Here is a 22,943-nt window from a genome sequence, read left to right as displayed (position 1 = left end):
GACCTTGGGGGAACTGAATTTGAAAAATTTCATCGGACGATATTGGGGATGGCTAGCGACGGGCTTGTTGGTGCTGGAAGGGTTAGGCTTAGCCGGCTGGAGTGTTTATCGTTATGGCGGGACGACCTATGACCTGCGCATCACCCACAGGGTGGGGACGCGGCCGTTAAGTCAGCCCGTCAACTATCCAATCACGGGATCCGTTTACCAGGGCCGCGCGGTGAACGCGGCGGGCCATTCGCGGATGGTGACGCTAAAGACCAACAGTGACAATCCGGGACCGTTTCGGTATGGCCAGTGGGTGCGCGTGACGGTGAACGCCCATTATGGGGTGACCCATTACCGGGTACTCAAATCTGCTCAGCACTATTAGAATTGAGCGTGCGAAACGCCTAACTTTTGGGTTGGGCGTTTTTGAGTGCATTGAAAAACGACCGTGGAAAGATTCCCACGGTCGTTAGATTAGGCCCGATGAGGCGTGATTAATTTTAGAAAATGACGGACGGTTCCCACGACACTTAAGCCCATGGCAATGATGAGCAGTAGGCGTAAGGCCAGAGCAATTCCGGACCAGCGATCGGTGATGAGGTTGGTCATGAAGTGAGCGAACAGGCCAGTCAGGTTGGCATAGCAGATTGTGAGCCACAAAGCGCTAAGTTTAGCTTTCATTTAGTGTCATTTCTCCAATCCAGTTAGATTATTGCCGGACGCAGGCCCGACAAAATCAACTATAGCATCCAGGCTAGATTGAACCGGTCAAAACGTAAAAATCGTTGGGAAATAGGGTGATTTTGAAACGACAGAGAACGGTAAATAAGGCGTTTATTGGTCGCGAGGTATTAGTAGTTGATCTTCCTTATGATGAATCGCTCAATAGGATTATTTATTTATGATAACTATTAATCGAATGAGTGACTAATGGTCTATACTTAAGGCGTATTTGGCTGACAAACTGACTGGGGAGGTCAAAAATTTGCGTCGAAAAACAGGGTGGTTACTTGTCGGGTTATGGGCCCTTTTGATTGGAAACTTTGTCTGGGCGGGGATGACGTTTGGCTGGCGAGTGGTAACACCCGTAATTGCCTATAATCGGCCGCGGGGACCATTTGGGTGGCCGTTTCTGATTTTGTTCTGGATTTCGGTGATTCGGGGTGCTTACTTTCATGGCGTATTACGTTTATTTACGGGTCACCACGGGGGTTGAACTTGCAGGCTTCAGCAGAACGGATCATGGTACCTTGGGGCAGCCTATTGATGATGGCAGAATTGTCGCTACCAGTCTGGTTTGTGGGGGCCTCATCGTTGGTGGTGTTAGATGGACACCGGGATGTCAAGGTGATAATGACTCAACAACGCGTGGTGCCATTGGGGTTGCGCGTACGGTATCAGGTCATTCGCATAGAACTGGATTAGTCGCTAGTAAAAACAGATTAGGAACGTTTACGATTGGTAAACGTCCCTAATCTGTTTTGGTTTTCATTTTAATGACCGTTTTTCGGCGATCGACTGATGGTTAACCTGCCATAACCCGAAGCCTAACAGCGCCACGCCACCTAAATCCACGACTAATTTCGGACCTACCGGTAGCGTTGTGGCCGTGTGTAAGCCCAGGCCTAAAACCAGCAGCAAGCTCAAGCTGTTCCCCCAGCGAGCTAAAAATTGACGAAACATTCGCACCCACTCCTAACAAGGTGATTGATAAATTGTGAAGACTATATCTAATAATTTTAGTATACGCTCATCTGTTGGGACGAGCAAACGATGCTGACAACTAGTTGAGTCCCATACTAGTGTCTGGTATTTAACAACTAAAAACTGCCGTGGTAGACTGAAAATAACAGTATTACCTTGCTTGAAAGGGGAAATTACCATGCGGGTATTGAAGCTGGTTAAATCGGTACGGTTTTGGGTTGCGTTAGTATTGTTGGGCAATCTACGGGGAATTTTTCAAGCAACGCCCGCGCAGTTCAACTGGTGGTTTAGTCTAGTGGTTGGTGGTGGGGCCATCATTCTGCTGGTTTCGGTGGTCTATGATGTTTGGTTGGGGACGGAACACCGGCCAACCCACGTTAATCATCGGGGGTATCTGCATTAAACAATTGAAATTAAAAGTGGCCTTCCCGGATTAACCAGCCGAGAAGGCCTTATTTTTAACCTAAATTCAATTCGTCGAACTCACTGGGGACCGGCGCCGTGACCGTGGTCAACTCATCGCCCAGGGTAAACGGCTGCGGAAAGGCCAACCGCCAGCAATGCAGCCGTAAGCGACGACCGTCACCCGGGCCGTAGAGCGGGTCACCCACCAGGGGATGACCGCTGGCGGCCAGGTGAACCCGCAGTTGGTGGGTCCGGCCGGTCTCCAACCAGAGCTGAACCAACGTCGCGCCCGGCTGGTGGTCGACCACCCGGTAATGGGTGACGGCGCGTTGGGCGTGGTCGCCGTTGACTTGACGCTTGCGCTTATCCAACGGGTCGCGGCCGATCGGGGCGTCAAAGGTGCCCTCGTCGGTCAAAGTACCGTGGACCCAGGCCAGGTAGGTGCGTTGCACGCGCTTTTCGGCAATATTGCGGACCATGAGGGGCACCACGGCCGGCGTCTTGGTCATCAGTAATGCGCCGGTGGTTTCCTGGTCCAGACGGCTCAGAATGTAGGGCCCCGGCTGGTCCGGCCCCAGGTAGGCCGCCACGTGGTTCAGTGTGGTCCCCCGTTCGCCCGGTTGGTTGGGGTGGGTCTTACTGCCGCGGGTCTTATTGATGACCAGCAGGTCGGCCGTTTCGTACAGCACGCTGACCGTGGCCGCGCTGTCCGGGTCGACGGCCGGAAACGGGTGCGTGAAGTCGGTCGGCACGAAGGTCAACGTGAGCCGCTCGCCGGGGTAGACCAGTTGGTTCATCGAGCGGTAGCGGTCGTTGACCAGCACCCGTTGGCCCACGCGTAGGCTGTGAATCAGGTGACTAGGAATCAACCAGGCGCTTAGTAACGCCCGCACGGTGCGGGCGGGTTGGTCTAACGGGTAGTGACGGGTGTACGTCCAATGCATGATTAGGGAGTCCTCCTTGGGGATAACAAAAGAACCTGCCGTCCGCGGATGGCAGGTTCCGTCATTAGAAAGATTATTTCGTCGGTGTTGGCTTAACAATCAGCACGTCGCAGATGGCGGAGCGACTGACGTAGTTGGTGACGGAGCCGACCATCAGGCGTTCCACGGCGGTTAACCCGGTGGAGCCAATCACGATCAGTTCCGTATCGTGGTCCGCAGGGAATTCGCGGGCGATGACGGGCTTAGGATTCCCGAACCGAACGTGGATGCTGACGTCGGGTACCCCGGCGTCGATGGCCTTTTGCTTCAGCGCATCTAGGCGGTCCTGGACATCTTGCGATAACTTGTAGATGACGTCGCCACTAACAGCGCCACCGTAAGTATCGCTGAATTGGTTGACTTCCAGCACATTTAAAATGTCCAGGTGCGTTTTGTTCCGCTTCGCGACTTCAATTGCTTTTTCGAGAACTGGTTGGGTTGCTTTTGAACCATCAACGGGAACCAGAATATTTTGATATTGTTGTAACATAATGGATGCCACCCCTTCACGATGCATGTAGAAACCTTACTTATACTATATCATTTATTATCGACCATGTAAGCCCTTAATTTCCTAGCGACCAGCATGAAAATGATGAAAACAAGCCCTGGTGCCCCTAAGCGCCAACACCTTTTGCCCGTGGGTTTCCATCATTACTTTTCGGAGTTCATTATACCGCACTTTTCTCCGAAGGGGCACCCGAGATTCGGGACCAGGCTCTAGGATTGTGCACGTTCACAATCACGCATTTCCCGGTGAATTGGGCCAGGGGGGTTGGCACATCAGAAATCGTATGTTATTGTGTAATAGAGAAGTAGAACACTAGTTGAGTGGAGCTCGTGACGATGATCAAGTGCGTTGGTTACGGCGTAGGGAACTTGGTCGTGGATTCGGCAGCACCGCCCTGAGGCCCAGGTTGCACGCAGCCAGTTAAGCCGATATACCGGCAAATAAGGAGGAGTAGCGGATGACTAACGCCATCGAAATTACGGATTTAACGTACCGCAAGAACACCAAAACGATTTTGGAACACGTCAACTTACAGATTGCGACGGGGAAGGTGGTCGGCCTGTTAGGGGAAAACGGTGCCGGGAAAACCACCTTGATGCGCCTGATGGCCGATGTCGCCAAGGGGGCCAAGGGCACCATCGCCATCAATCAAAAGACCGACGGGACCCAACGCCGCGGGTTGATCAGCTTCACCGAAGCCTTACAGGGGTTTCGGCCGGGGAGCAAGCTGAGTCAGATTCGCGACGTCTACGCGACGGTCTACCCGGATTTCTCCGCTAAGAAGTACATAGATTTAGTGACGTTCTTACAGATTGACGACGACTTGGAATTGAACAAGTTGTCCCGCGGGACCCGCGAGAAGTTCATCATCGCGTTGACCCTAGCGCGCCAAGCCGCCGTTTACTTGCTGGACGAACCCTTTAATGGGATCGACAGTATGAGTCGTAAGCGCATCATCAGCAGCATCATCAAGTGGAAGGCCGACGACGCCACCATGCTGATCAGTGACCACTACGTCACCGAGATTGCGGCGTTACTCGACGAAGTGGTGATTATCAAGGACCGCACGGTTTGCACGCATAAGAGTAGCGAGGAGATCCGCAGCCAGTTCGGCATCGGGGTCGAAGACTTCTACGAAAGCGTGTACGGAGGGGATATTCACGATGACGAGCTTTAGCGAAACCTTTCGGAGCATGTGGCGGTCGAAATTTCGCATCGTCAACATTTTATTGGTGATTTATCTGCTGCTTCTGGCGGTGACCTTGGGTGGTCAGTTGTGGAGTGACGGCTGGGCTAATCTGGACTTCACCAGCGTTAGTGGCGGTGTCGGCTTTGGCTGGGGCTTGGTGGCCTTCATCTGGTTAACGGTGCAGACGGAACGCGATTACGTGAGCGACACCTACCGGCTGTTTCCGGCGACCAACGCGACGGTCTACCTGGCCGGCTTGGCCACGACGGTCGTCGCCTTTGCTTATCTGGCAGCAATTCGCTTAGGGATTTTGGGCCTTGGGCTAATCTTTGAGCACCGGGACAGCGGTTTGGGACAGATGATCCACGAAACGACGCGGCACATGGGTGCGGACGAGTGGCATTGGGCAATCTTGGTGGGCCTGCTCCTGGTGGCCTTAACGATTACCGGCTGGATCTCCATTACCCTGATTCATTTTCTGGTCAACGTTGCGAGTGCTTTTCTGCCCAACGGTCGTAATCGGGTGGTCCAGGTGATCATCGCCATCGTGGTGATTGGTTTATTGACCCTCCTGAATAAATGGCTGGGCGCCTTGCAGACGCAATTGATGGCGCACCAAGCCTTACAAACGAGTCTGATTTATCTGTTGGTCATTGCCGTGATCGGGGCGGCCGTCGAAATCTGGGTGAACATTTACCTGCTCCGGCGATGGGTCGAAGCCCGGTATTAAGGGGAAGGGGAGTGACACACGTGACGGGATTTAGAACCATGTTTCGGGCCCTGTGGCGGCCCAAGTTTCACGATATGAACTCGATTCTAGGCTTGTATCTGCTGTTTATGGTGATCTCACTGGTACTACAGGGATTCCATAACGGTTTAAGCGGGATGAGTCTGGCGAATGCGGCGGTCGGTAGTGGCTCGGGATTCGGGCTGTTGGTCTTTGTCTGGCTGGCGTGGCAGATGGAAAAGGACTATACCAGTGCGACCTACCGGCTAATGCCGGCGACCAACACCAGCTTTTATCTAGCTGAGTTGGTCGCGACCACACTCGGGGCGTTGTATTTCTTGGTGGTGCGGTCGGCCATCATGTTAGTGAGTTACTTCGGGTTTCGCGGTGGCAATGTGCATCAACTGCTGGCCGAGTTATTTCGCGGCGCCCATAGTGACTATTCACCGCTACAACTCGGGGGCATCGTGGCCTACATCGTGGCGCTGTTCTTTCTGGTGGGTGTCCTGGCCTGGATGCTCATTAGTACGATTCACTTTGTGGTGACCACGATTAGCGCCTTCTTGCCCAACGTCGCACAGTGGTTGATTAAGCTGGTACTCGCCGTTCTGATGATTGGGCTGATTATTCGCGTGATGGTCTGGCTGTTTGAACTACAACACACGCTCTTTAACGGCTTAACGGAACAGCTGGTCCCCATCATGGCGTATAGTTTTGTCGCGGTGGTGTTGGCGGCGATCGTATTGGGAACCCTTAACGTTTATTTGTTGAAACACTGGGTGGAAGCTAAGTACTAAATTTTTAGGGGAGGCGTTGGCCATGGCCACGTTTCAGGAGAGTTTACGGGTCCTTTGGCGGCCCAAATTACATCGAGCTAATCTGTTAGTCGGATTGTATTTGATTACCGTAGCAGTCAGTCTAGGGGTGCAAGTCTGGCTGGACGGGGTTACGGAGATGGATGTTCCCGGCACGTTTTTAGCCTTCGCGGGAGTCTGGGGTCTCGTGACCTTGATCGACTTGGCTCGGCGTGGCAGCCAAGAATTGGTGAGTGTGACGTACCGGTTAATGCCGGTACGTGAGTGGCAACTGTATCTGGCGAGTTTAGTCAGTTCGTTTATGGCCGACGTCTATGTGCTGGTCGTCGGGTTAGGCCTCACGGTGATTGGGTTTAACTGGCCGTGGTTGGATCAGCACGAACGGGACCAAGTCCGGAATTTCGTCCTCAGCAATAGTGGTGCTAGCAGCTATCGGGATACCAGCTTATATTTGACGCTGGGTTATCTTGCCGCGATGGTGGTCCTGGTGACGCTATGGGTGTGGGCGGCCGTTATTCTGGTCCAGTTCATCGTAACCACGATTAGTGCCTGCTTACCGAACTTCCAGCAAAAATTGGTCAAGATTGGGCTCGCCATCCTGCTGGTTTACGCGGGAATCATGGTCGTGAGTTGGGGGCTGGACGTGCAGACCCGTATCGTGGGGCACGTGTCCGACACGGCGCAAGATTGGATCAGTTTAGGGGTGCCCGTCTTTTGGACGGTTGTGATGAGTGGCGTTAACGTGTATCTGATGCGTCACTGGGTGGAAGCCCGGGTTTAGGAACGGGGGAAGCAAACATGTTAAGATCCGTGAAATTTTGGTTAGCCATGATTTTGTTGTTGAATTTTTATAACTTATGGCGAGATACGTTCGGTGGCGTCATGTGGGAGTGGCACCTGTGTCTCGGGCTGAGCGGCATCGTCTTACTGGTGATGGCACTGTGGGACGCTTACGCGCGGCGGAAATATTTTAAGGTGTAGGAAGCGGGCACCGTCATTCGGGGAGGATGACGGTGCCCTTTTAATTTTATGGGTGGACCACTGGCGACCCACCCATTTTGTGATGCCAGTGAGATTCCGAGAGGTTAACGACATTATTTTACCCACATTAAATTTGTGTACCGTCAAATTAGATTGTCGCTGCGGCGAGAATTAGGGGGTCTTGTCATCATTTGACACTGAACTGTCATCTGCTGGTTATAGTTTTGTGACGGATGACTAGTAAACTTGCTCACTAATCAGGGGAAATCATCAGGGAAACTTAAGAATTAGGCAGATCAGTGAACTTAGGGGCGTTCAGCGCGGTTTCAGTGCCGCAGTGCCCCCCGTGGGCGTGGTACCATTGACTCATTGATAATCAATTGTTTAATATTGGGCGATGGTCCGGCGATAGTTAAGCGCCTCAGTGACCACGCTGCTTAATGATGCCGTTAGCCCACCAACTTTTAGGCCTCTGCGGGAGGGACCGGGTTGGCAGATGATCTTACCCAGGGGAGGGCTTGTTCGTCTTATGTTTAATTCCACCAAAAAATTCAAACTCGCTTACGGAGCCTACACGTTAGGCTTCCTGGTCTTAGCGGGACTCATGTACGGTATTTTTATCCTGACCGGTAAATCCTTTATCTGGCAGGGAGATGGGTTAGCGCAACACTATCCCATCCTAGTTCGGTTCTACGACTGGCTCCACCAGGGTAACCTGGGTGGGTGGTCGTGGAATCTGGGCCTGGACGCCGATAAACTCACCACGTTTTCATATTACGTGTTAGGCGACCCGTTTAGTTACCTCATCGCGTTTTTCCCTAAGCGGCACTTAGAAATGGGCTACAATTTGCTCATTCTAGTGCGGCTCTATTTTAGTGGGTTGGCGTTTATGTTGTTTGCCCGGCAACGGGCCTTCAAGCCTAGTAGCCGGCTGATCGGGACGCTGGCTTACACGTTTACCGGCTTTTCGCTGTACGTCAGCATTCGTCACCCATTCTTCCTGCTGCAGATGATCCTCTTTCCCTTGCTGGCTTACGGGATCGATCACGTGTACCGGGGACAATCGTGGTTGCCGCTAGCGGGGGCAACGGGCTTAGCGCTTATCAGTAATTTTTATTTTGCCTACGTGTTAGCGCTGGGGAGCCTGGTATACGCCCTCCTGCGTTACGGCGCCGTTAAAGCCACGTTGACGCTGAAGTTAAGAACCCTGCTGGCCCGATTGCTGGGCGCCGGAGGGCTAGGCTTTTTACTGGGCAGCATCCTGTTCATTCCGTCCGCATTAGCCGTCGTCAACTCAACCCGGGCCACAACTGGGTTTGCGAACGGTTACTGGCTTTACCCGTTTAACTACTATCTGCGGCTGCCTAATGCGCTGGTGACCACCGGAAACCCGATGAGTTTTTGGGTCAACCTGGGGGTCAGTGGGCTGACGTTTTTGGCGTTAGTCTACACGTTGCGGCACTTCAAACGCTACCTCTGGTTGAACCTGGGGCTGGTCGTGCTGGGCATCGGGTTACTGTTGCCGGCGGTGGCGGCCGTGATGAACGGGGGGACCACCCCGTCACAACGTTGGCTCTTGCTGGGGTGTCTGGCCTTTGGCCTGGCCGTGATGACCTTTTGTGACCACCTCGGCGATTTGACTCAGCGCGATCTGCTGACCTTGGTCTTAGCCACGGTGGGGCTGGTAGTCGTGGTCTGGGCGGCCAACGGCTTCATCTTGAACAACGATACGCACGACTTGGTCCTCTACGGGTTCCTGTTCTTGACGCTGGGGGCCATCTTACTGAGTGCCCTGTTTCACTGGACCGTCCGCCAACAAATGACCTTGTTAGTGGGCATTTTGGGGCTGAACCTGGTGGCCAATAGCTACGGTTACTTCAGTCCGAATTCCGGTGGGGCCAGTCAGCAATTGGTGCCCCGCGGGGTAGCCACTAAGTTTCAAAAGGACTACTATGACGGGGCCCAGGCCTACGTGAAATGCCAAAAGGGGTTCGCCCGTAGCAGTCTCAGTCGCCAGTACTATTACGCCAATGAGGCCAAAACCAACCTGGGGATGAACCTGGGAACCCACGACATCATGTCCTACTTCTCGGTCCAAAATGGTGCCGTGGGGGACTTTAGTACGGCCCTTGAGAATTCGCAATTTAAGATGAATAAACCCATCAATCAGGCGGATAGTCGCACCGCCATGAGTAATCTGTTAGGGGTTAAGTACCTCTTCGCCCGGACCAACCAGCGGCACCTACAGGCCTTGCCGTACGGGTATCATCCGGTAAAACGCAATGGTAAGGTACTGACCTATCGGGATCGGCCGGTCCACACCTTCGGGAACAACTACGGGACCCTAATCTTAAAATCTAAGTACGCGTTACCGTTGGCCTACCTGCAGACCCACCAACTCAGCGCGCGGCAGTTCGCGCGGCTAAACGGGGTCGACCGCGAGCGGGCCCTGACCACCGGCGCGTTACTCGACGGGGCCACCACGGCGGTGCCGACCACGACGTACCACAGCCCGGCGCGGCAACTCGCTTACCGGGTCCACCCCAGTGATCAGACGGTGATCGATAGTTTCGACCAGCTGGTGACCTACCGGCAACAGGGCAATCAGCTCGATCCGGACTTGGCCACCACGGCGCAACGAGCGTTGACCCAGAAGAACCAGGATCGGTCGGTCAGTGTACACACCGACCGGCACCGGCTCAGCCAGTTAATTCACCAGAACCGGCAGATCTTAAAGCAAAGCCGGCGGCAGAATCGCACCGGGTTGAAGGCGGTAACCAGTGATATTCAGGCCCAACCCATCACCTATCAGCTGCGCTTGACCCAGCCGCAACGAACGGCCAAGACAGAGCTCTACCTGGAGCTCGACGGGATTCAGGCCCAACGCTTGTCGGTACGCGATAAGTATCACGCTAAGCGCAATACCGAGATTTTTCAGAATCAGGCGTTTACCGGGATTCAGCGACTGAACACGCTGCGCAGTGCCATCTGGCGGCAGAGTGACGGGGCCTACACGGTGAAAGCCACCAGCTTCAAGAACGTGACCGGCTACAGTCAACTGGGGCAGACCAACCTGTCGGACTACCAACCTAAACGGAAGGTTCTGCTCAACCTAGGCTACTCGAAGGCCCCGCGGCGCAAGGTCACGGTCAGCTTTCAGGGGGTCCAAGGCTTGACGTTTAAGTCGGCCAAGCTAATTGCCGTCCCGTTCGGGTCAGCCTACGCGCGGCAGATGACCCAGCTGAAGCGCCAAAATCTCCAGCAGTTGCGAGTCAACAACGGCGTGGTCACCGGGACGAGTCGGTCCCCGCAAGCCACGATTCTGACCACCTCGATGCCGTATTCGGCGGGGTGGCACCTGACCGTGGATGGGAAGACAACGCCCGTTAAGCGGGTCAACGTCGGCTTCGTGGGTGCTCAGTTGCCCGCGGGAACGCACCGAATTCGCCTAACCTATCACACGCCGGGCTTCCGGTTGGGCGTCGGCCTGACGGTGGTGGGCCTCATCGTGACGGGCTTAGTGGGCGCTTATCAGTTCAGTAACCGCCGACGAGAAGATTAGCCGAAGTCACCTAACCAGCATAGGATGAACGCCAAAACGCCCCTTATTCCGCATCCGGAATAGGGGGCGTTTTGAGCTTGGTTCACGAGTACCAACTCGGGACTTAGTTGTCGGCGTGGGGCCCGTCAGGCACCGCCGTGTAGAGAAAGTCGAAGTTTAGAGCATCGTGGTTGGCGGTGTGCGTCGGATTGTTGTAATCCAGGTCGAGATTAAAGTAGCTGGCGTGATGTTTATCGAGAATACTTTCGAAGTAGCGGGCTAACCGGGGCACCAGGGTTCCCGTGGTGCGCTGTTGCTGATCCAGTGCCGCCCCCGTGTTACGAGCCAGTTCGTCAGTGGTCCAATCGCTCTTGGTCGGTTGATTGGCATCCTTGAGGTCACTGCTCCCAAGGGTGCCCCCCTTACCGGAAAAGGCAAAGTGGACGTCGCTGGGCTGCAGCTTTCCGGTAATCAGATCGAATTCGTCCCAGCTCTCGCGAGTAATCGTCTGGGAGGTCATGGTGCCGGACCAATCGTCAAAGTACAGATTAATACTTTGTTCGACTTCGGCGAGGTTGCGACTGGTATGGTAGCCATCGTGAGTCAGCTGATCCGAGACGGCTTGGGCGAGCTTGCCGCCAAACCAGCGGTAGGTGTCCCCATCCTTGGTGGGAAAGGCCAGGGGAGTCGTCCGGGAACTGGAAGTTGACGTCGTGGTCGGGGTAGTGGTCGTGGTGGTGGTGGCGCTACCGCTACCGGCCTTCAGGTAGCCGCGCCAGATCCACCCCTGGAGGGTGCCATCCGCGCTGGTCACGTGATAGTAGATTGCGGATTTATACTTGCCTTTTTCGTACAATTTCTCGTGGGCGTCGGTGTACCAGGTGACGTTGGCCGTTGCCTGGTTGGCACTATAACGAACGCCCAGGTGTTTCGAATAACGTGCGCCCTGGGTGGCCGTGTAGGCATGGCGGCCCATCTTGGCGCGCCAGACCAACTTGACCGAGTTAGCGCGGGCGGTCGAATAGTGCTGGCTGGCCGCAGCCGTGGTGGTGAATCCGAGACTTAGCGCTAGGCCCATCCCCAGGGCCAGTGCGACTTGTGCAGTTTGCTTCATGTGTTTTCCTCCTCGATTAACTAAATTTAGTGTAGCGGTAGATTGCAAATTTAATCCGAATTTTTGGACAAATTGGTCAGCATAACCTGATACGGTGTTTGCCAGTCGAGTATTTTAAGCGGTCGCTGGTTAATTTGGAGTAACGTCGTCGTTAAATCTTGAGCACTAATGTGCTCAAAACGAGTCCCCTTAGGATAAAAATAACGTAAATTCCGATTAAAGCGTTCATTACTACCACGTTCAGCTGGCGTATAAGCATGACAGTAATAGGTCTTAATACCATATTGTGATTCAAATGATACTAGCCCACTAAACTCAGTACCACGGTCCACAGTAAAACTGTGCACCGGTCCATTAAAAGTTGTTAGGAACTTAGTCAGTGCTTCATTAACACTCGCTGTCGTTCGATCTTTTAACCGGTATGCCCAAAGGAACCGTGATTTTCGATCGATTAAAGTTAATAAAACTGCCTTACTATGCCCACGAGGACCAACGACTGTATCTAGTTCAAAATCGCCGATGCGATTACGTTGATTAATCATCATGGGACGCTGTTCAATTGATCGCCCCAAAGATTGATTATATTTGGATCGTTGGTCAACGTTACGCCGTTGGCGTACGCCATGTTCAGGTAGATCATTCAAGGAGAAATCAATTCTCCCCTGATTTAGCCAATTATAAATAGATTTAGTAGCTAGTTTAAATTCGTGAGCAATCATTCCTGGTGACCAGCTTAGACGTAAATGGTTGAGAATTTTTTGCTTTAACTCATCGCTCAGCTTAGTTTTCCGACCACATCGTGATCGCTTGTATTCGGCATCTGTTTGTGCTAATTCAGCCTGATAAGGTTGACATCGAGATAATTCATAAGAAATTGTTGACGGTGATCGGTTCAGCCGAACGCCCATTTGGATATTGGACAGCCCTAGTTCACAAAAGGTTTCGATTTTAATTCGTTCGGAATAGGTTATACTAGACAAAAGATCAGCTCCTAAAAGATGGGTTTGTGGTAAACACCATTTTAAAGGAAGCTGATCTTTTTTGTCCGAACAGCGTTCGGATTAATTTTACAATCTACCTAGCACCTTTATCGTTTCTGAACTAGATTAATCTAGTAATCGGGGGACGGAACCTGGCGACACAAAAAAATTGGTCAGCAACCTCACGGGATTACTGGCCAATTTTTCTAATGATACAAACGAGTTAAACTTATTGCACGTTGGTAGACGTTAACGACAAGTTACTCCAGAAGTCGTTGTTAGCTGGGCTAACATCGTACCCCTTGACCCGCTTGTTGACGGGGCTCCAAGTGTAGGCGAAGGAACCTGGGGCAACGGCGGCTTGGTCGTTCATGTACTTCTGCCATTCCTTGAAAATCTTGGTCCGGTAGGTGTCGTTCCAAGCCTTGCTGCTGTTCATGTCGTTGATTAGTTGCGTGTTCTTCTTCGAAACGAAGTGGCCCATGTTGTAGGTTGCTTCTTCGCCATAAAGTTGCGTTGGCGTTGGTTCGGAGGACAGGCCCCATGCAGCGGCGTAGACGTCGATCTTGCTTTGCTTTGGTGATTGCAGGGTGGAGTAGAAACTGTTCATTTCCATGGTCTTACCACCGGTGAATTGAACGTCCAACCCAATTTTGTGCCATTGTTGCAGGTAATCTTGGTATTCGGCAGCTTGGGCGGAGGTCCCGGTCATGGCACCGAAGTAGATCTTTAATTTCTTGCCATCCGGATCAGACCGCCACTTGCTACCGTTACGTTTCTTGTAACCGGCTTGGTCGAGCAACTTGTTGGCCTTCTTAAGGTTCAATGGGAAACCTTTAGCGCTAGAATCCCAGTACTTCTGGAAGACTGGTGGGATTAAGGTGTTGGCCCGCCAAGTCATGCCGTTACCGAACTTCTTGGTGATTTGGTCAAGATTCAACGCGTACATCATGGCCTGACGTAAGTTCTTGTTAGCCATCTTACTGTTCTTATCCATGACGTTCTTACCCGTCTTGGTGTCGTAGTGCCCCACGTTAAAGCCGAAGTAGTCGTAACTTAAAGCGGCTTGGCCGACGACGTGATAGTTCTTCAGACCCTTTAATTGCTTGTAATCGGTTCCGTGCATAACACCAGTCGGGGACGTGAAGTCGTACTTCTTGGATTGGATCGCCTTATCAATGTTGTTAGAGGAAACCACGTTGATGTTGATGTGCTTGATTTGGGCTTTCTTACCCCAGTAGTACTTATTAGGTGACCAAGTCGTAGATTCGCCTTCAACCACCTTATCCAGTTTGTAGGCCCCAGTAAAGATAGGGTTTTTCCGGACTTGCTTAGAGGCGGCTAACTTAGCAATGGGAACGTTTTTGATGTATTCGTAAGGTTCCACGGTGCCCCACAAGAAAGAGTTTCCTAAGAACTTCATTGCCGGTGTTACGTGAGTGTAATGAATCACGGCTGTCCGGCCGGTTTGACCATCGGGATAGGTGATGCCCGAAATTGTCTTGGACTTGCCGGTGTGGTAAGCGGTCATGCCCTTGATGGCGTTGAAGTCGGAGGAATATTGTTGTGAAGTCGTGTTCTTGTTAGCGATGACTTCGTAAGCGTACTCAATATCCTTGGCAGTTACCTTGGCGCCGTTGGACCACTTAGCGTTTTTGCGGAGCGTGATGGTTGCGGTGTTAGTCTTACGGCTCAAACGTAGGTTGGCCATCCCACCATCGATGATCTTGTAATTCTTATCGACGTTGAAGAGTTGGTCTTGACCACCAGGAGCAAAGACGTCGGCGTCTTCTTGGTTAGTCGACAGAACGGAATCAGAAATTCCTTGGAATGGCGAATCGTTAGGCTCCGCGACCTTCAACGTGGTGTTGTTGGCGGCAGTGGTACTCTTCGCAGTGTTCTTATAGACCGATGACAGTTTGACTGAAGCACCGTTATCGACGGCGTCAGACGTACTCTTCTTACTGCCGCAAGCGGCTAAACTCAACGTGGCTAACACGGCCATCGCTGAGAGAACGAGTTTGTTCTTTTTTACCATTGGTTGGTTCCCCCTTATTATGTCCTTGTATGTGGTTCCTCAAAACTGGGCCAATCGAGGTTTCTCCTCAGGAACGGGGACTGGTCTAAAACCGATGTTGCGATGTATCGGTGACTAGGTAAGCACCATCGCCTCAAATGGAAGTTGTCACGTGGACCGCTCGCTGCTGGATAAACGGGTCTAGCAGTGTTCGGCCAATAGTTATTGATTAGTCGGTCGCACCGTGCCGTTGGGAGGCATCGGCGGCCCGCCGGATGACCTGGCCAATGTAGCTGATGGAAAGACACAACACAATAATTTCCAAAGCCGCGGGTAACCAGGTCCACCAGTATTGGGTGATGTTGTTGGGGTCGTTGGCGTTAGAAATCATGGTCCCTAAAGACGGGGTCTGATTGGGTAACCCGAAGCCCAGGTAGGACAACCCGGTTTCAACCCCAATGTTTTCGGCGAAGGACAGGGTGGTGTCGACGATAATCAGCGACGAGACGTTGGGCATGATTTCTCTAAAGATGATCTTGAGGTGGCTAGTGCCGGACGCCTTGGACGCGGCAACGTAGTCCTTCTCGGATTCGGCTAGCGTACGGGAGCGAATCAGCCGCGACGTGCCTTCCCAGTAGAAGATGGAGAAGATTAACGTCAGGGTGACGGCGTTGTAGTTCTTGATGATGGTGACCAGCACGATGATCATCATGGTCATCGGCAGCATCATCATGAAGTCGTAGACCCGTTGCATGCCCCAGTCGATGTAGCCGTTAAAGTACCCGGAGATAAGCCCCCAGCAGATCCCAAAGGTCGACGAGATCAGGGTCAGCCCGATGGCGATGCCAATCGAGTTACGCGAGCCCACGATCAATTGTTGCGCCACGGACCGGCCGGCGGAATCGGCGCCCAGCCACAAGCCGTCGGTGCCGGGTTTGTCGAAGTAGTCCATGATGTTGGTCTCCATCATCTTTGGCGTGTTGATAAACAGCGTGGCAATCATCACGAAGAGGATGAAACCCACCACGATGATGAGGGCGGCCATGGCCGGTTTGTCGGCCTTGAACTCGCTCCAGATGATCTTGGCGGAAGACGGAGTGGCTTCGGCGTTGGCTTCTTGGGTAAGGCGATTCAGGTCGGCCGCCGAAATATCAGAATGTTGATTAAAATTTGCTGCCATAAGTGAACGACCTCCTATTCAATCCGAATGCGGGGATCGACGACACTCAGGATAATGTCGGACAGTAACGTCCCCAGTAAGTTGAGAATTCCGTAAATCAGGACTAGCGCCGTGATGACGGTGTAGTCTCTGTAGCTGATCGAGTTGACGAATAGCAGTCCCATCCCGGGGTAGGAGAAGACGGTTTCGGTGAAGATCGAGCCGTTTAGTAACCCGGTGATGGAGTACCCGGCAAACGCCGCAATCGGCAGTAGGGAGTTACGGAAGATGTGATGACGGTAGATGTCCTTACTCGGGACCCCCTTGGCCCGGGCCGTGCGAACGTAATCGGAACGCTTGGCGTCGATGACTTCGGAACGCAGGTACTGGACGATATTGACGGTGCCGAATAACGCCCCTAATAATCCCGGTAAGAGGATGTGGTAGAAGCGCGACCCCAGGGTTTGCGCCCAACCGTTAGCGTCCGACGAGATCGACCCGGTCGTGGGGAACCACCCCAGCACGTAGCCGAAGATCCAGATACCAATGACCAGGATGACGAAGAAGGGGATGCAGTAGGTGACGTAGGTGTAGATCCGAATCACCGTATCGGGCAACTTCCCTTCGTGCCGTCCGGCGAAGACCCCCATGGGCAGGGCGAAACAGTAAGTTAGCACCATGGTGAAGAGGGCCAACCATAGGGTGTTGACCGCCCGGCCGCCGATCAAGCGGGTGACGGGTTCTTGGTACTGGTAGCTGTTCCCTAAGTTACCGTGGAACAGGTGAACTACCCAGTTCCAGTATTGCTGGTACCAGGGGTCGTAGAGACCATTGATTTTCATTAAATGGTGAATCTGAGCGGGGTCCGCCTTGGGGTTAATCGAGCCGGTAAACGGGTCACCGGGCATCGCCTTAGCCAGCAGGAAGACCAGGATACTTAGGATAATGACTTCCGGGATCATGATGAGGACCCGGCGAAGAATTGTTTTCCACATTAGGCCTGCACCTCTCCTTCTTGACGGGCGATTTGATCAGCCGTATCGCGGGGCAGGGCCACCGCGTGGGTCTTGGTAACGGGTACCAGGGGAAAGGCTAAACCGTTAGCGTCGTAATACTTGGCCTGTTGTTCGCGGTAGGTCTCCTCGACGGCCTTCCGGGCGGCTCGGTGGGCGGCGCGTTGGTTAACGTTGGTTTCGGGAATCGCGGCTAAGAGGCGCTTGGTGTAGATATGTAGGGGATGGTTATAGATATCGTCCCGCGTGCCGATTTCCACTAAGCGGCCCCGGTTCATGATGGCGATGTTGTTGCACATATGGCGCACCACGCCCAGGTCATGGGAGATGAAGAGGTAAGAAATGCCGAATTCGCGTTGGATCTTCTTCATAAAATTCAGGACCTGTGCTTGGACGGACAGGTCCAAGGCGGAGACGGGTTCGTCGGCGATGATCAACTTAGGGTTGGTCGCTACGGCTCTGGCCACGCCAATCCGTTGGCGTTGGCCCCCGGAGAATTGGTGGGGGTACTTGTATAACGCGTCGGCGTCCAGTCCCACGATGTCTAGTAGCTGTAAGACCCGCAACTTTTCATCGTCTTTACTTAAGTGTTCGAAGTTACGGAGTGGTTCGGCGATGATGTCCTCGATGCGCTTGCGGGGATTCAGACTGGATAGGGAGTCTTGGAAGATCATCTGCACGTCGCGATTGTAGTCTAGCGCGCGGCGATTGGCTTTCTTGGTGATGTCCTTGCCCCGGTACAGGATGGACCCGCTGGTGACGGCCTCGAGACCGACCACGGATTTACCGGTCGTCGACTTGCCGGAACCAGATTCACCGACCAAGCCGTAAGTCTCACCGGCCTCGATGTTGAAGCTGATACCGTCGACGGCCTTGACCGAATCGGTGACGCGGTTCCAGAATCCGGACCGGATCGGGTAGTGGACCTTTAAGTCCTTGATTTCAATTAAACTCATGCGCGTGTGCCCCCTTGTTGATCGGGAAAGTTAAAGTGTTGGTAGCAGGTGCACCGTACTTCGTGGCCCGGTGCCACCTCGTGCATGGTGGGGTTAGCCTCGTGCGCGTCCGCGGGGACCCAAGGAATCCGCGGCGCGAACCGGTCACCGGTCTGCGGCATCTTCTGCAGGGAAGGCACGTTGCCTTGAATCACGTAGAGGTCATCGTTTTGGTTGTCGAGTTGTGGCATCGACCGAAGCAATGAACGCGTGTAGGGATGCTGCGGCGTGTTGAAGATTTGTTCGGCGGTACCTTCCTCCACGATTTGCCCCGCGTACATCACGGCCACCCGGTCGGCGGTTTCCGCCACCACGCCCAGGTCGTGAGTGATCAGGATGATACCGGCGTGGTTTTCCTTTTGAATCGCGCGCAACACGTCTAGGATCTGTGCTTGGATGGTGACGTCTAACGCCGTGGTGGGTTCGTCAGCGATGATCAGGTCGGGCTTGCAGGCGATGGCGATAGCGATAATCACCCGTTGCCGCATCCCACCAGAGAGCTCGTGCGGGTATTGGCGCGCGGTTCGTTGGGGGTTCACGATACCGACCTGATCCAATAATTCGAGGACCCGGGCGTGTTTTTGCGCGGTCGATAAGTTAGTGTGGTAGTCCATGACCTCGCTGATCTGTTCGTCGATCCGCTTAAGCGGGTTCAACGCGGAGAGGGGGTCTTGGAAAATCATGCCAATCTTGGCCCCCCGATAATCGTTGTAGCCGTCCTCGTCCAAATCCAGCAGGTTGGTGCCTTCAAAGTCGACTTCCCCGGAAATCTTGGTTTCGTGCGGGTCGTGTAACCCCATGATGGTCGTGGCGAGGGTACTCTTCCCACAGCCGGATTCCCCGACAATTGCGAGAATTTCGTCGTGATTCACCTGGAGATTAATGTGGGAGATGGCGTCGTAGAACTTTCCGTTGATCTTAAAAGCCGTACTGACGTCTTTAATGTTTAAAAAGTTAGATGCAGTAGCCACGAAATCCCCTCCATTTTAATTTATCTCTCATTTATGAATAAAGTGATTTGAATAGATATGCTGGTATTCAGTCGCTTGTCAACTAATCACTGCGTTCGATTATAATTAATCAAATTCTCATTTTCAAGCCTAATTTATTAAAAACAGCTATTCGAAGTTCACAGAATCTTCATAATTACCGCCACATCAATCATGCGCGTTAATCGTGATTAGCAAAAAGTTTTCGCTTTAAATTTATTTGGTTAGAAAATATGTTTACCAAACATTGAATTGAGCAATAAATTCTATGCAGTTACCGCAAGATTATACATGCATATAAAAATGAGAGAATTCCGCGCGAACGGTCAAAATCGTCAAAAATTCGTTAACGGAGTGTGTTATCATAGAATTATGATTACAGAATTTTGGAAAGCGATGGCGGAACCATGAGACTAGACTTTTCCGTTGCCGTGCACAGCTTGCTTTACCTGGATGAAAATCGTCCCCGGAAGATTGCAAGCCGCGAACTGGCAACGTCTTTACAACTGAACGCGGTGATGATCCGTAACATCTTATCGGTGTTGCATAAACAGGGTTACATCGAAGGGTCGGTCGGTAAAAATGGGGGGTACCAACTGATTCGTGATCTTAGCGATATCAACGTGGGGGAATTGTATGATTTAACAATTCCTCCCACTATTAGTTATGCGCGCTTTATTACGGGGGATTCTAAGGGCGCCAAGGCCAGCGACAGTACCGATATCTCGGCCAACATCTCACAGACGCTGACCGACTTATTTACCTTAGCCGATGAGGATTATCGGCGGTTCTATCACCGCTTCACCATGACGGATTTGAAGCAAGACCTACACCAGCACGGCTTCTTCCGGAACCTGGTGGGGCAAGATCATCCCCAGGCCTAACCAAGCAAAATTAACCCCTTTCCTAATGAAAGCGCTTATAATAAAGGCATAAAAGGGATGGCGGTTACGGCCACCATTAAGCAATACCAGCCAGGAAAAACATCCCGGCCGAAAAGGGCACCCGCAATTTGGGTGTCCTTTTTGCGTCGCGGTGGTGCTGGTTGGCGACTAGTTTGGCGGTGCCAACCGGGGTGGTGTCCGGGATGACTTGCGCGACTTTTCACAATTAATTTTATAATTGAAAGTACAATTGTAATCGTTTTCAATCCGTGCTATGCTTTTAAGTAACCAGTGCCCCGGTTTGGTCGCCGGACGCACGGTTGGTTAATTTGAAAGGGGTTTTTGGGTTATGTACTGGTATGCGATGAAGTCACACGATATTCGGCGGAACTTAGCCACCGAACAATACTTAATGAACAACAAGCAATTCGACGAACCACTGGTTTTGTTCTACTACGAAGGCCCTTGCATCATTGTGGGGCGTAACCAAAACACTTTGGAAGAGATCAACCAAAAGTACGTTGAAGAACATAACATTACCGTGACCCGGCGGTTATCCGGTGGGGGTGCGGTCTATCAAGACCTGGGTAACCTTTGCTTTAGCTTCGTGGTGGATAGCGACAGCGAAGAATTCGGGGACTTCAAGTCCTTCGTCCAACCGGTCGTCGACGCCTTGCACGACATGGGCGCGACCAGTGCCGAGGTTTCCGGGCGCAACGATATCCTAGTTGACGGCAAGAAGTTCTCCGGCAACGCGATGTACTCGCACAGCGGCAAGACCTTCTCCCACGGAACCTTGATGCTCGACGTGGATCAGGACGTGATTGCGCACGCCTTAAACGTGCCCGCCGACAAGATGAAGTCCAAGGGCATCAAGTCCGTCCGCTCCCGGGTCACGAACCTTAAGCCATACCTGGCACCGGAATACCAGAACCTGACCGTGCCGGAATTCCGGGACACTCTGTTGAAGGAACTCTTCCACGTGGAGAGCCTCGACGCCATCCAGGACAAGGAAGTTCAGCTCAACGACGACGAACAAGCTGCCATTGACGAGATCTTCAACCAATACTACAGTAACTGGGACTGGGTTTACGGTAACTCCCCAGAATTCACGGTCAAGAAGCGGCAACACTTCACGGCTGGCACTATCGACGCGCGGTTATTGGTCGAAGGGGGGAAGATCAAGAACATTAAGTTCTACGGGGACTTCTTCGGGCCAAGCGACGTCACCGAGTTGGCTGATAAGCTAGAAGGCGTCCGTTACGACCGCGAACACGTGGGGGCCGTCCTGACGGGTGCCGATACGCAGAAGTACTTTAACGGCATCGACGTCCACGACGTTTTGGACCTGTTAGTGGACTAGTTGAAAACGGATTCGGGGATTTTACTGATTTTCCCTGCGGAATACGTTAAAATGGTAGATTGCAAATTTAATCCGAATTTTTGGACAAATTGGTCAGCATAACCTGATACGGTGTTTGCCAGTCGAGTATTTTAAGCGGTCGCTGGTTAATTTGGAGTAACGTCGTCGTTAAATCTTGAGCACTAATGTGCTCAAAACGAGTCCCCTTAGGATAAAAATAACGTAAATTCCGATTAAAGCGTTCATTACTACCACGTTCAGCTGGCGTATAAGCATGACAGTAATAGGTCTTAATACCATATTGTGATTCAAATGATACTAGCCCACTAAACTCAGTACCACGGTCCACAGTAAAACTGTGCACCGGTCCATTAAAAGTTGTTAGGAACTTAGTCAGTGCTTCATTAACACTCGCTGTCGTTCGATCTTTTAACCGGTATGCCCAAAGGAACCGTGATTTTCGATCGATTAAAGTTAATAAAACTGCCTTACTATGCCCACGAGGACCAACGACTGTATCTAGTTCAAAATCGCCGATGCGATTACGTTGATTAATCATCATGGGACGCTGTTCAATTGATCGCCCCAAAGATTGATTATATTTGGATCGTTGGTCAACGTTACGCCGTTGGCGTACGCCATGTTCAGGTAGATCATTCAAGGAGAAATCAATTCTCCCCTGATTTAGCCAATTATAAATAGATTTAGTAGCTAGTTTAAATTCGTGAGCAATCATTCCTGGTGACCAGCTTAGACGTAAATGGTTGAGAATTTTTTGCTTTAACTCATCGCTCAGCTTAGTTTTCCGACCACATCGTGATCGCTTGTATTCGGCATCTGTTTGTGCTAATTCAGCCTGATAAGGTTGACATCGAGATAATTCATAAGAAATTGTTGACGGTGATCGGTTCAGCCGAACGCCCATTTGGATATTGGACAGCCCTAGTTCACAAAAGGTTTCGATTTTAATTCGTTCGGAATAGGTTATACTAGACAAAAGATCAGCTCCTAAAAGATGGGTTTGTGGTAAACACCATTTTAAAGGAAGCTGATCTTTTTTGTCCGAACAGCGTTCGGATTAATTTTACAATCTACCAAATAGAATCAAATTGACTAAACGTGGTCGGTTGACCACGTTTTTTATTTTCCCGGATATAAGGAGTTTTATAAATGAGAGATCGTAACGTTATTTCGTGGTCCATTATTTCGTTGGTCGGGTTTTTGGTGATCAACTTCTTGATGAACCAACCCTTTGTTAAGATTGGCAGTGTCGCCAACGACTTCGGCCGGACGTCGCTTCTGGCGTTGGTCCTATACGCCGTACCGATTGTGCTGGCAATTTTGAACTGGAAACCGTCATTTTACTTGCTGGGACTCGTAATTGTGTTGTATTCTTTGGGTCTGCTGGGCATGGTTTTCGTGATGTGGGGAACCAGTCACGCCGGGTTGACCGTTCGGTTGGTGATGTCCGCCTTGAGCATTGGAATGCTGGTGGCCAACGCCTACTGGTTAGTCCTGGCACTGCGCTTGCGGAAGGCCGAACGTGACGCCCGTGACCGCAGACGATTTGGCGAATAGGACGAGG

At 52.1% G+C, this 22,943-nt stretch carries 25 protein-coding genes; 13 read left to right on the top strand and 12 right to left on the bottom strand.

All coding sequences use genetic code 11. The features are described 5' to 3' along the window. Positions 1 to 19 precede the first annotated feature (19 nt). Entirely contained in the window at positions 20 to 373 is a 354-nt protein-coding gene (locus RI501_RS12150; RefSeq protein ID WP_313822956.1) for a hypothetical protein, read from the top strand. Positions 374 to 462: 89 nt separating this feature from the next. On the opposite strand, the gene RI501_RS12145 is transcribed toward RI501_RS12150, so the two are convergent. Next, positions 463 to 669, bottom strand: coding sequence for a hypothetical protein (locus tag RI501_RS12145; RefSeq protein WP_313822954.1), 207 nt, complete (start codon positions 667 to 669; stop codon positions 463 to 465). Between the two features lie 304 nt (positions 670 to 973). Here RI501_RS12145 and RI501_RS12140 point away from each other — a divergent pair, with 304 nt between their 5' ends. Both RI501_RS12140 and RI501_RS12135 read left to right on the top strand, forming a co-directional pair. Then, positions 974 to 1,204, top strand: a complete 231-nt coding sequence (locus RI501_RS12140) for a hypothetical protein (RefSeq protein ID WP_313822952.1) — start codon at positions 974 to 976, stop codon at positions 1,202 to 1,204. 2 nt (positions 1,205 to 1,206) lie between these two features. Further along, entirely contained in the window at positions 1,207 to 1,413 is a 207-nt protein-coding gene (locus RI501_RS12135) for a hypothetical protein (RefSeq protein ID WP_313822950.1), read from the top strand. A gap of 63 nt (positions 1,414 to 1,476) precedes the next feature. Here the strand turns inward: RI501_RS12135 and RI501_RS12130 are convergent, their stop codons facing one another. Further along, the gene (locus tag RI501_RS12130; RefSeq protein WP_313822948.1) at positions 1,477 to 1,671 is read right to left on the bottom strand and encodes a hypothetical protein; all 195 of its coding nucleotides are present in this window, start codon (positions 1,669 to 1,671) and stop codon (positions 1,477 to 1,479) included. A 199-nt stretch (positions 1,672 to 1,870) separates the two neighbouring features. On the opposite strand from RI501_RS12130, the gene RI501_RS12125 reads away from it, so the two are divergent. Next, positions 1,871 to 2,095, top strand: a complete 225-nt coding sequence (locus RI501_RS12125) for a hypothetical protein (RefSeq protein ID WP_313822946.1) — start codon at positions 1,871 to 1,873, stop codon at positions 2,093 to 2,095. Positions 2,096 to 2,150: 55 nt separating this feature from the next. Here RI501_RS12125 and RI501_RS12120 read toward each other — a convergent pair whose 3' ends face one another. Together RI501_RS12120 and RI501_RS12115 are read right to left on the bottom strand one after the other, a co-directional pair. Then, positions 2,151 to 3,041, bottom strand: coding sequence for an RluA family pseudouridine synthase (locus RI501_RS12120; protein ID WP_313822945.1), 891 nt, complete (start codon positions 3,039 to 3,041; stop codon positions 2,151 to 2,153). A gap of 73 nt (positions 3,042 to 3,114) precedes the next feature. Further along, positions 3,115 to 3,570 (bottom strand): universal stress protein, encoded by a 456-nt coding sequence (locus tag RI501_RS12115; RefSeq protein WP_313822943.1) that lies wholly within the window; start codon positions 3,568 to 3,570, stop codon positions 3,115 to 3,117. A 478-nt stretch (positions 3,571 to 4,048) separates the two neighbouring features. Between RI501_RS12115 and RI501_RS12110 the strand changes: the two genes are divergently transcribed. The 6 genes from RI501_RS12110 to RI501_RS12085 all read left to right on the top strand — a co-directional run bounded on the left by RI501_RS12110 (position 4,049) and on the right by RI501_RS12085 (position 10,865). Next, the gene (locus tag RI501_RS12110) at positions 4,049 to 4,768 is read left to right on the top strand and encodes an ATP-binding cassette domain-containing protein (protein WP_313822941.1); all 720 of its coding nucleotides are present in this window, start codon (positions 4,049 to 4,051) and stop codon (positions 4,766 to 4,768) included. Beyond that, complete coding sequence (locus RI501_RS12105) at positions 4,755 to 5,510, top strand: hypothetical protein (protein WP_313822939.1); 756 nt, start codon at positions 4,755 to 4,757, stop codon at positions 5,508 to 5,510. Before RI501_RS12110 ends, RI501_RS12105 begins: the two co-directional genes overlap by 14 nt. A gap of 20 nt (positions 5,511 to 5,530) precedes the next feature. Further along, entirely contained in the window at positions 5,531 to 6,304 is a 774-nt protein-coding gene (locus RI501_RS12100) for a hypothetical protein (protein WP_313822937.1), read from the top strand. 22 nt (positions 6,305 to 6,326) lie between these two features. Continuing rightward, a complete protein-coding gene (locus RI501_RS12095; protein ID WP_313822935.1) occupies positions 6,327 to 7,103 on the top strand; it encodes a hypothetical protein in 777 nt (258 codons plus the stop codon). A 17-nt stretch (positions 7,104 to 7,120) separates the two neighbouring features. Beyond that, positions 7,121 to 7,303 (top strand): hypothetical protein, encoded by a 183-nt coding sequence (locus tag RI501_RS12090; RefSeq protein ID WP_313822933.1) that lies wholly within the window; start codon positions 7,121 to 7,123, stop codon positions 7,301 to 7,303. A gap of 529 nt (positions 7,304 to 7,832) precedes the next feature. After that, positions 7,833 to 10,865, top strand: a complete 3,033-nt coding sequence (locus tag RI501_RS12085; RefSeq protein ID WP_313822930.1) for a YfhO family protein — start codon at positions 7,833 to 7,835, stop codon at positions 10,863 to 10,865. Positions 10,866 to 10,968: 103 nt separating this feature from the next. Here the strand turns inward: RI501_RS12085 and RI501_RS12080 are convergent, their stop codons facing one another. From RI501_RS12080 to RI501_RS12050, 7 genes are all read right to left on the bottom strand, one after another. Further along, a complete protein-coding gene (locus RI501_RS12080) occupies positions 10,969 to 11,958 on the bottom strand; it encodes a hypothetical protein (RefSeq protein ID WP_313822928.1) in 990 nt (329 codons plus the stop codon). A 50-nt stretch (positions 11,959 to 12,008) separates the two neighbouring features. Continuing rightward, positions 12,009 to 12,938 (bottom strand): IS30-like element ISLpl1 family transposase, encoded by a 930-nt coding sequence (locus RI501_RS12075; protein WP_313819825.1) that lies wholly within the window; start codon positions 12,936 to 12,938, stop codon positions 12,009 to 12,011. Positions 12,939 to 13,167: 229 nt separating this feature from the next. Further along, on the bottom strand, positions 13,168 to 14,976 hold the full coding sequence (locus RI501_RS12070) for an oligopeptide ABC transporter substrate-binding protein (protein WP_313822926.1): 1,809 nt from the start codon (positions 14,974 to 14,976) through the stop codon (positions 13,168 to 13,170). 208 nt (positions 14,977 to 15,184) lie between these two features. After that, on the bottom strand, positions 15,185 to 16,135 hold the full coding sequence (locus RI501_RS12065) for an ABC transporter permease (RefSeq protein WP_313822924.1): 951 nt from the start codon (positions 16,133 to 16,135) through the stop codon (positions 15,185 to 15,187). Between the two features lie 14 nt (positions 16,136 to 16,149). Beyond that, the gene (locus RI501_RS12060; RefSeq protein WP_313822922.1) at positions 16,150 to 17,109 is read right to left on the bottom strand and encodes an ABC transporter permease; all 960 of its coding nucleotides are present in this window, start codon (positions 17,107 to 17,109) and stop codon (positions 16,150 to 16,152) included. Next, complete coding sequence (locus RI501_RS12055) at positions 17,109 to 18,083, bottom strand: ABC transporter ATP-binding protein (RefSeq protein ID WP_313822920.1); 975 nt, start codon at positions 18,081 to 18,083, stop codon at positions 17,109 to 17,111. Before RI501_RS12055 ends, RI501_RS12060 begins: the two co-directional genes overlap by 1 nt. Further along, on the bottom strand, positions 18,080 to 19,093 hold the full coding sequence (locus tag RI501_RS12050) for an ABC transporter ATP-binding protein (RefSeq protein ID WP_313822918.1): 1,014 nt from the start codon (positions 19,091 to 19,093) through the stop codon (positions 18,080 to 18,082). Before RI501_RS12050 ends, RI501_RS12055 begins: the two co-directional genes overlap by 4 nt. Positions 19,094 to 19,518: 425 nt before the next feature. Here RI501_RS12050 and RI501_RS12045 point away from each other — a divergent pair, with 425 nt between their 5' ends. Together RI501_RS12045 and RI501_RS12040 are read left to right on the top strand one after the other, a co-directional pair. Beyond that, positions 19,519 to 19,995 (top strand): RrF2 family transcriptional regulator, encoded by a 477-nt coding sequence (locus RI501_RS12045; RefSeq protein ID WP_313822916.1) that lies wholly within the window; start codon positions 19,519 to 19,521, stop codon positions 19,993 to 19,995. A gap of 349 nt (positions 19,996 to 20,344) precedes the next feature. Next, positions 20,345 to 21,358 carry a lipoate--protein ligase gene (locus tag RI501_RS12040; RefSeq protein WP_313822914.1) on the top strand — a complete coding sequence of 338 codons (1,014 nt, stop codon included), beginning with the start codon at positions 20,345 to 20,347 and terminating at the stop codon, positions 21,356 to 21,358. Positions 21,359 to 21,425: 67 nt separating this feature from the next. Here the strand turns inward: RI501_RS12040 and RI501_RS12035 are convergent, their stop codons facing one another. Further along, positions 21,426 to 22,355 (bottom strand): IS30-like element ISLpl1 family transposase, encoded by a 930-nt coding sequence (locus RI501_RS12035; RefSeq protein WP_313819825.1) that lies wholly within the window; start codon positions 22,353 to 22,355, stop codon positions 21,426 to 21,428. Between the two features lie 173 nt (positions 22,356 to 22,528). On the opposite strand from RI501_RS12035, the gene RI501_RS12030 reads away from it, so the two are divergent. Then, a complete protein-coding gene (locus RI501_RS12030) occupies positions 22,529 to 22,936 on the top strand; it encodes a hypothetical protein (RefSeq protein WP_313822912.1) in 408 nt (135 codons plus the stop codon). Positions 22,937 to 22,943 lie beyond the last annotated feature (7 nt).

Origin of the sequence: Levilactobacillus zymae (assembly GCF_032190635.1) — a bacterium.
Taxonomy (GTDB): Bacteria; Bacillota; Bacilli; order Lactobacillales; family Lactobacillaceae; genus Levilactobacillus; species Levilactobacillus zymae_A.
This window is presented reverse-complemented; position numbering and strand designations above follow the sequence as displayed.

Coding starts and splice junctions, on each gene's coding strand:
- RI501_RS12145 (WP_313822954.1), bottom strand. CDS start 669: ATGAAAGCTAAACTTAGCGCTTTGTGGCTCACAATCTGCTATGCCAAC.
- RI501_RS12130 (WP_313822948.1), bottom strand. CDS start 1,671: ATGTTTCGTCAATTTTTAGCTCGCTGGGGGAACAGCTTGAGCTTGCTG.
- RI501_RS12125 (WP_313822946.1), top strand. CDS start 1,871: ATGCGGGTATTGAAGCTGGTTAAATCGGTACGGTTTTGGGTTGCGTTA.
- RI501_RS12120 (WP_313822945.1), bottom strand. CDS start 3,041: ATGCATTGGACGTACACCCGTCACTACCCGTTAGACCAACCCGCCCGC.
- RI501_RS12115 (WP_313822943.1), bottom strand. CDS start 3,570: ATGTTACAACAATATCAAAATATTCTGGTTCCCGTTGATGGTTCAAAA.
- RI501_RS12110 (WP_313822941.1), top strand. CDS start 4,049: ATGACTAACGCCATCGAAATTACGGATTTAACGTACCGCAAGAACACC.
- RI501_RS12105 (WP_313822939.1), top strand. CDS start 4,755: ATGACGAGCTTTAGCGAAACCTTTCGGAGCATGTGGCGGTCGAAATTT.
- RI501_RS12095 (WP_313822935.1), top strand. CDS start 6,327: ATGGCCACGTTTCAGGAGAGTTTACGGGTCCTTTGGCGGCCCAAATTA.
- RI501_RS12090 (WP_313822933.1), top strand. CDS start 7,121: ATGTTAAGATCCGTGAAATTTTGGTTAGCCATGATTTTGTTGTTGAAT.
- RI501_RS12085 (WP_313822930.1), top strand. CDS start 7,833: ATGTTTAATTCCACCAAAAAATTCAAACTCGCTTACGGAGCCTACACG.
- RI501_RS12080 (WP_313822928.1), bottom strand. CDS start 11,958: ATGAAGCAAACTGCACAAGTCGCACTGGCCCTGGGGATGGGCCTAGCG.
- RI501_RS12070 (WP_313822926.1), bottom strand. CDS start 14,976: ATGGTAAAAAAGAACAAACTCGTTCTCTCAGCGATGGCCGTGTTAGCC.
- RI501_RS12065 (WP_313822924.1), bottom strand. CDS start 16,135: ATGGCAGCAAATTTTAATCAACATTCTGATATTTCGGCGGCCGACCTG.
- RI501_RS12060 (WP_313822922.1), bottom strand. CDS start 17,109: ATGTGGAAAACAATTCTTCGCCGGGTCCTCATCATGATCCCGGAAGTC.
- RI501_RS12055 (WP_313822920.1), bottom strand. CDS start 18,083: ATGAGTTTAATTGAAATCAAGGACTTAAAGGTCCACTACCCGATCCGG.
- RI501_RS12045 (WP_313822916.1), top strand. CDS start 19,519: ATGAGACTAGACTTTTCCGTTGCCGTGCACAGCTTGCTTTACCTGGAT.
- RI501_RS12040 (WP_313822914.1), top strand. CDS start 20,345: ATGTACTGGTATGCGATGAAGTCACACGATATTCGGCGGAACTTAGCC.
- RI501_RS12030 (WP_313822912.1), top strand. CDS start 22,529: ATGAGAGATCGTAACGTTATTTCGTGGTCCATTATTTCGTTGGTCGGG.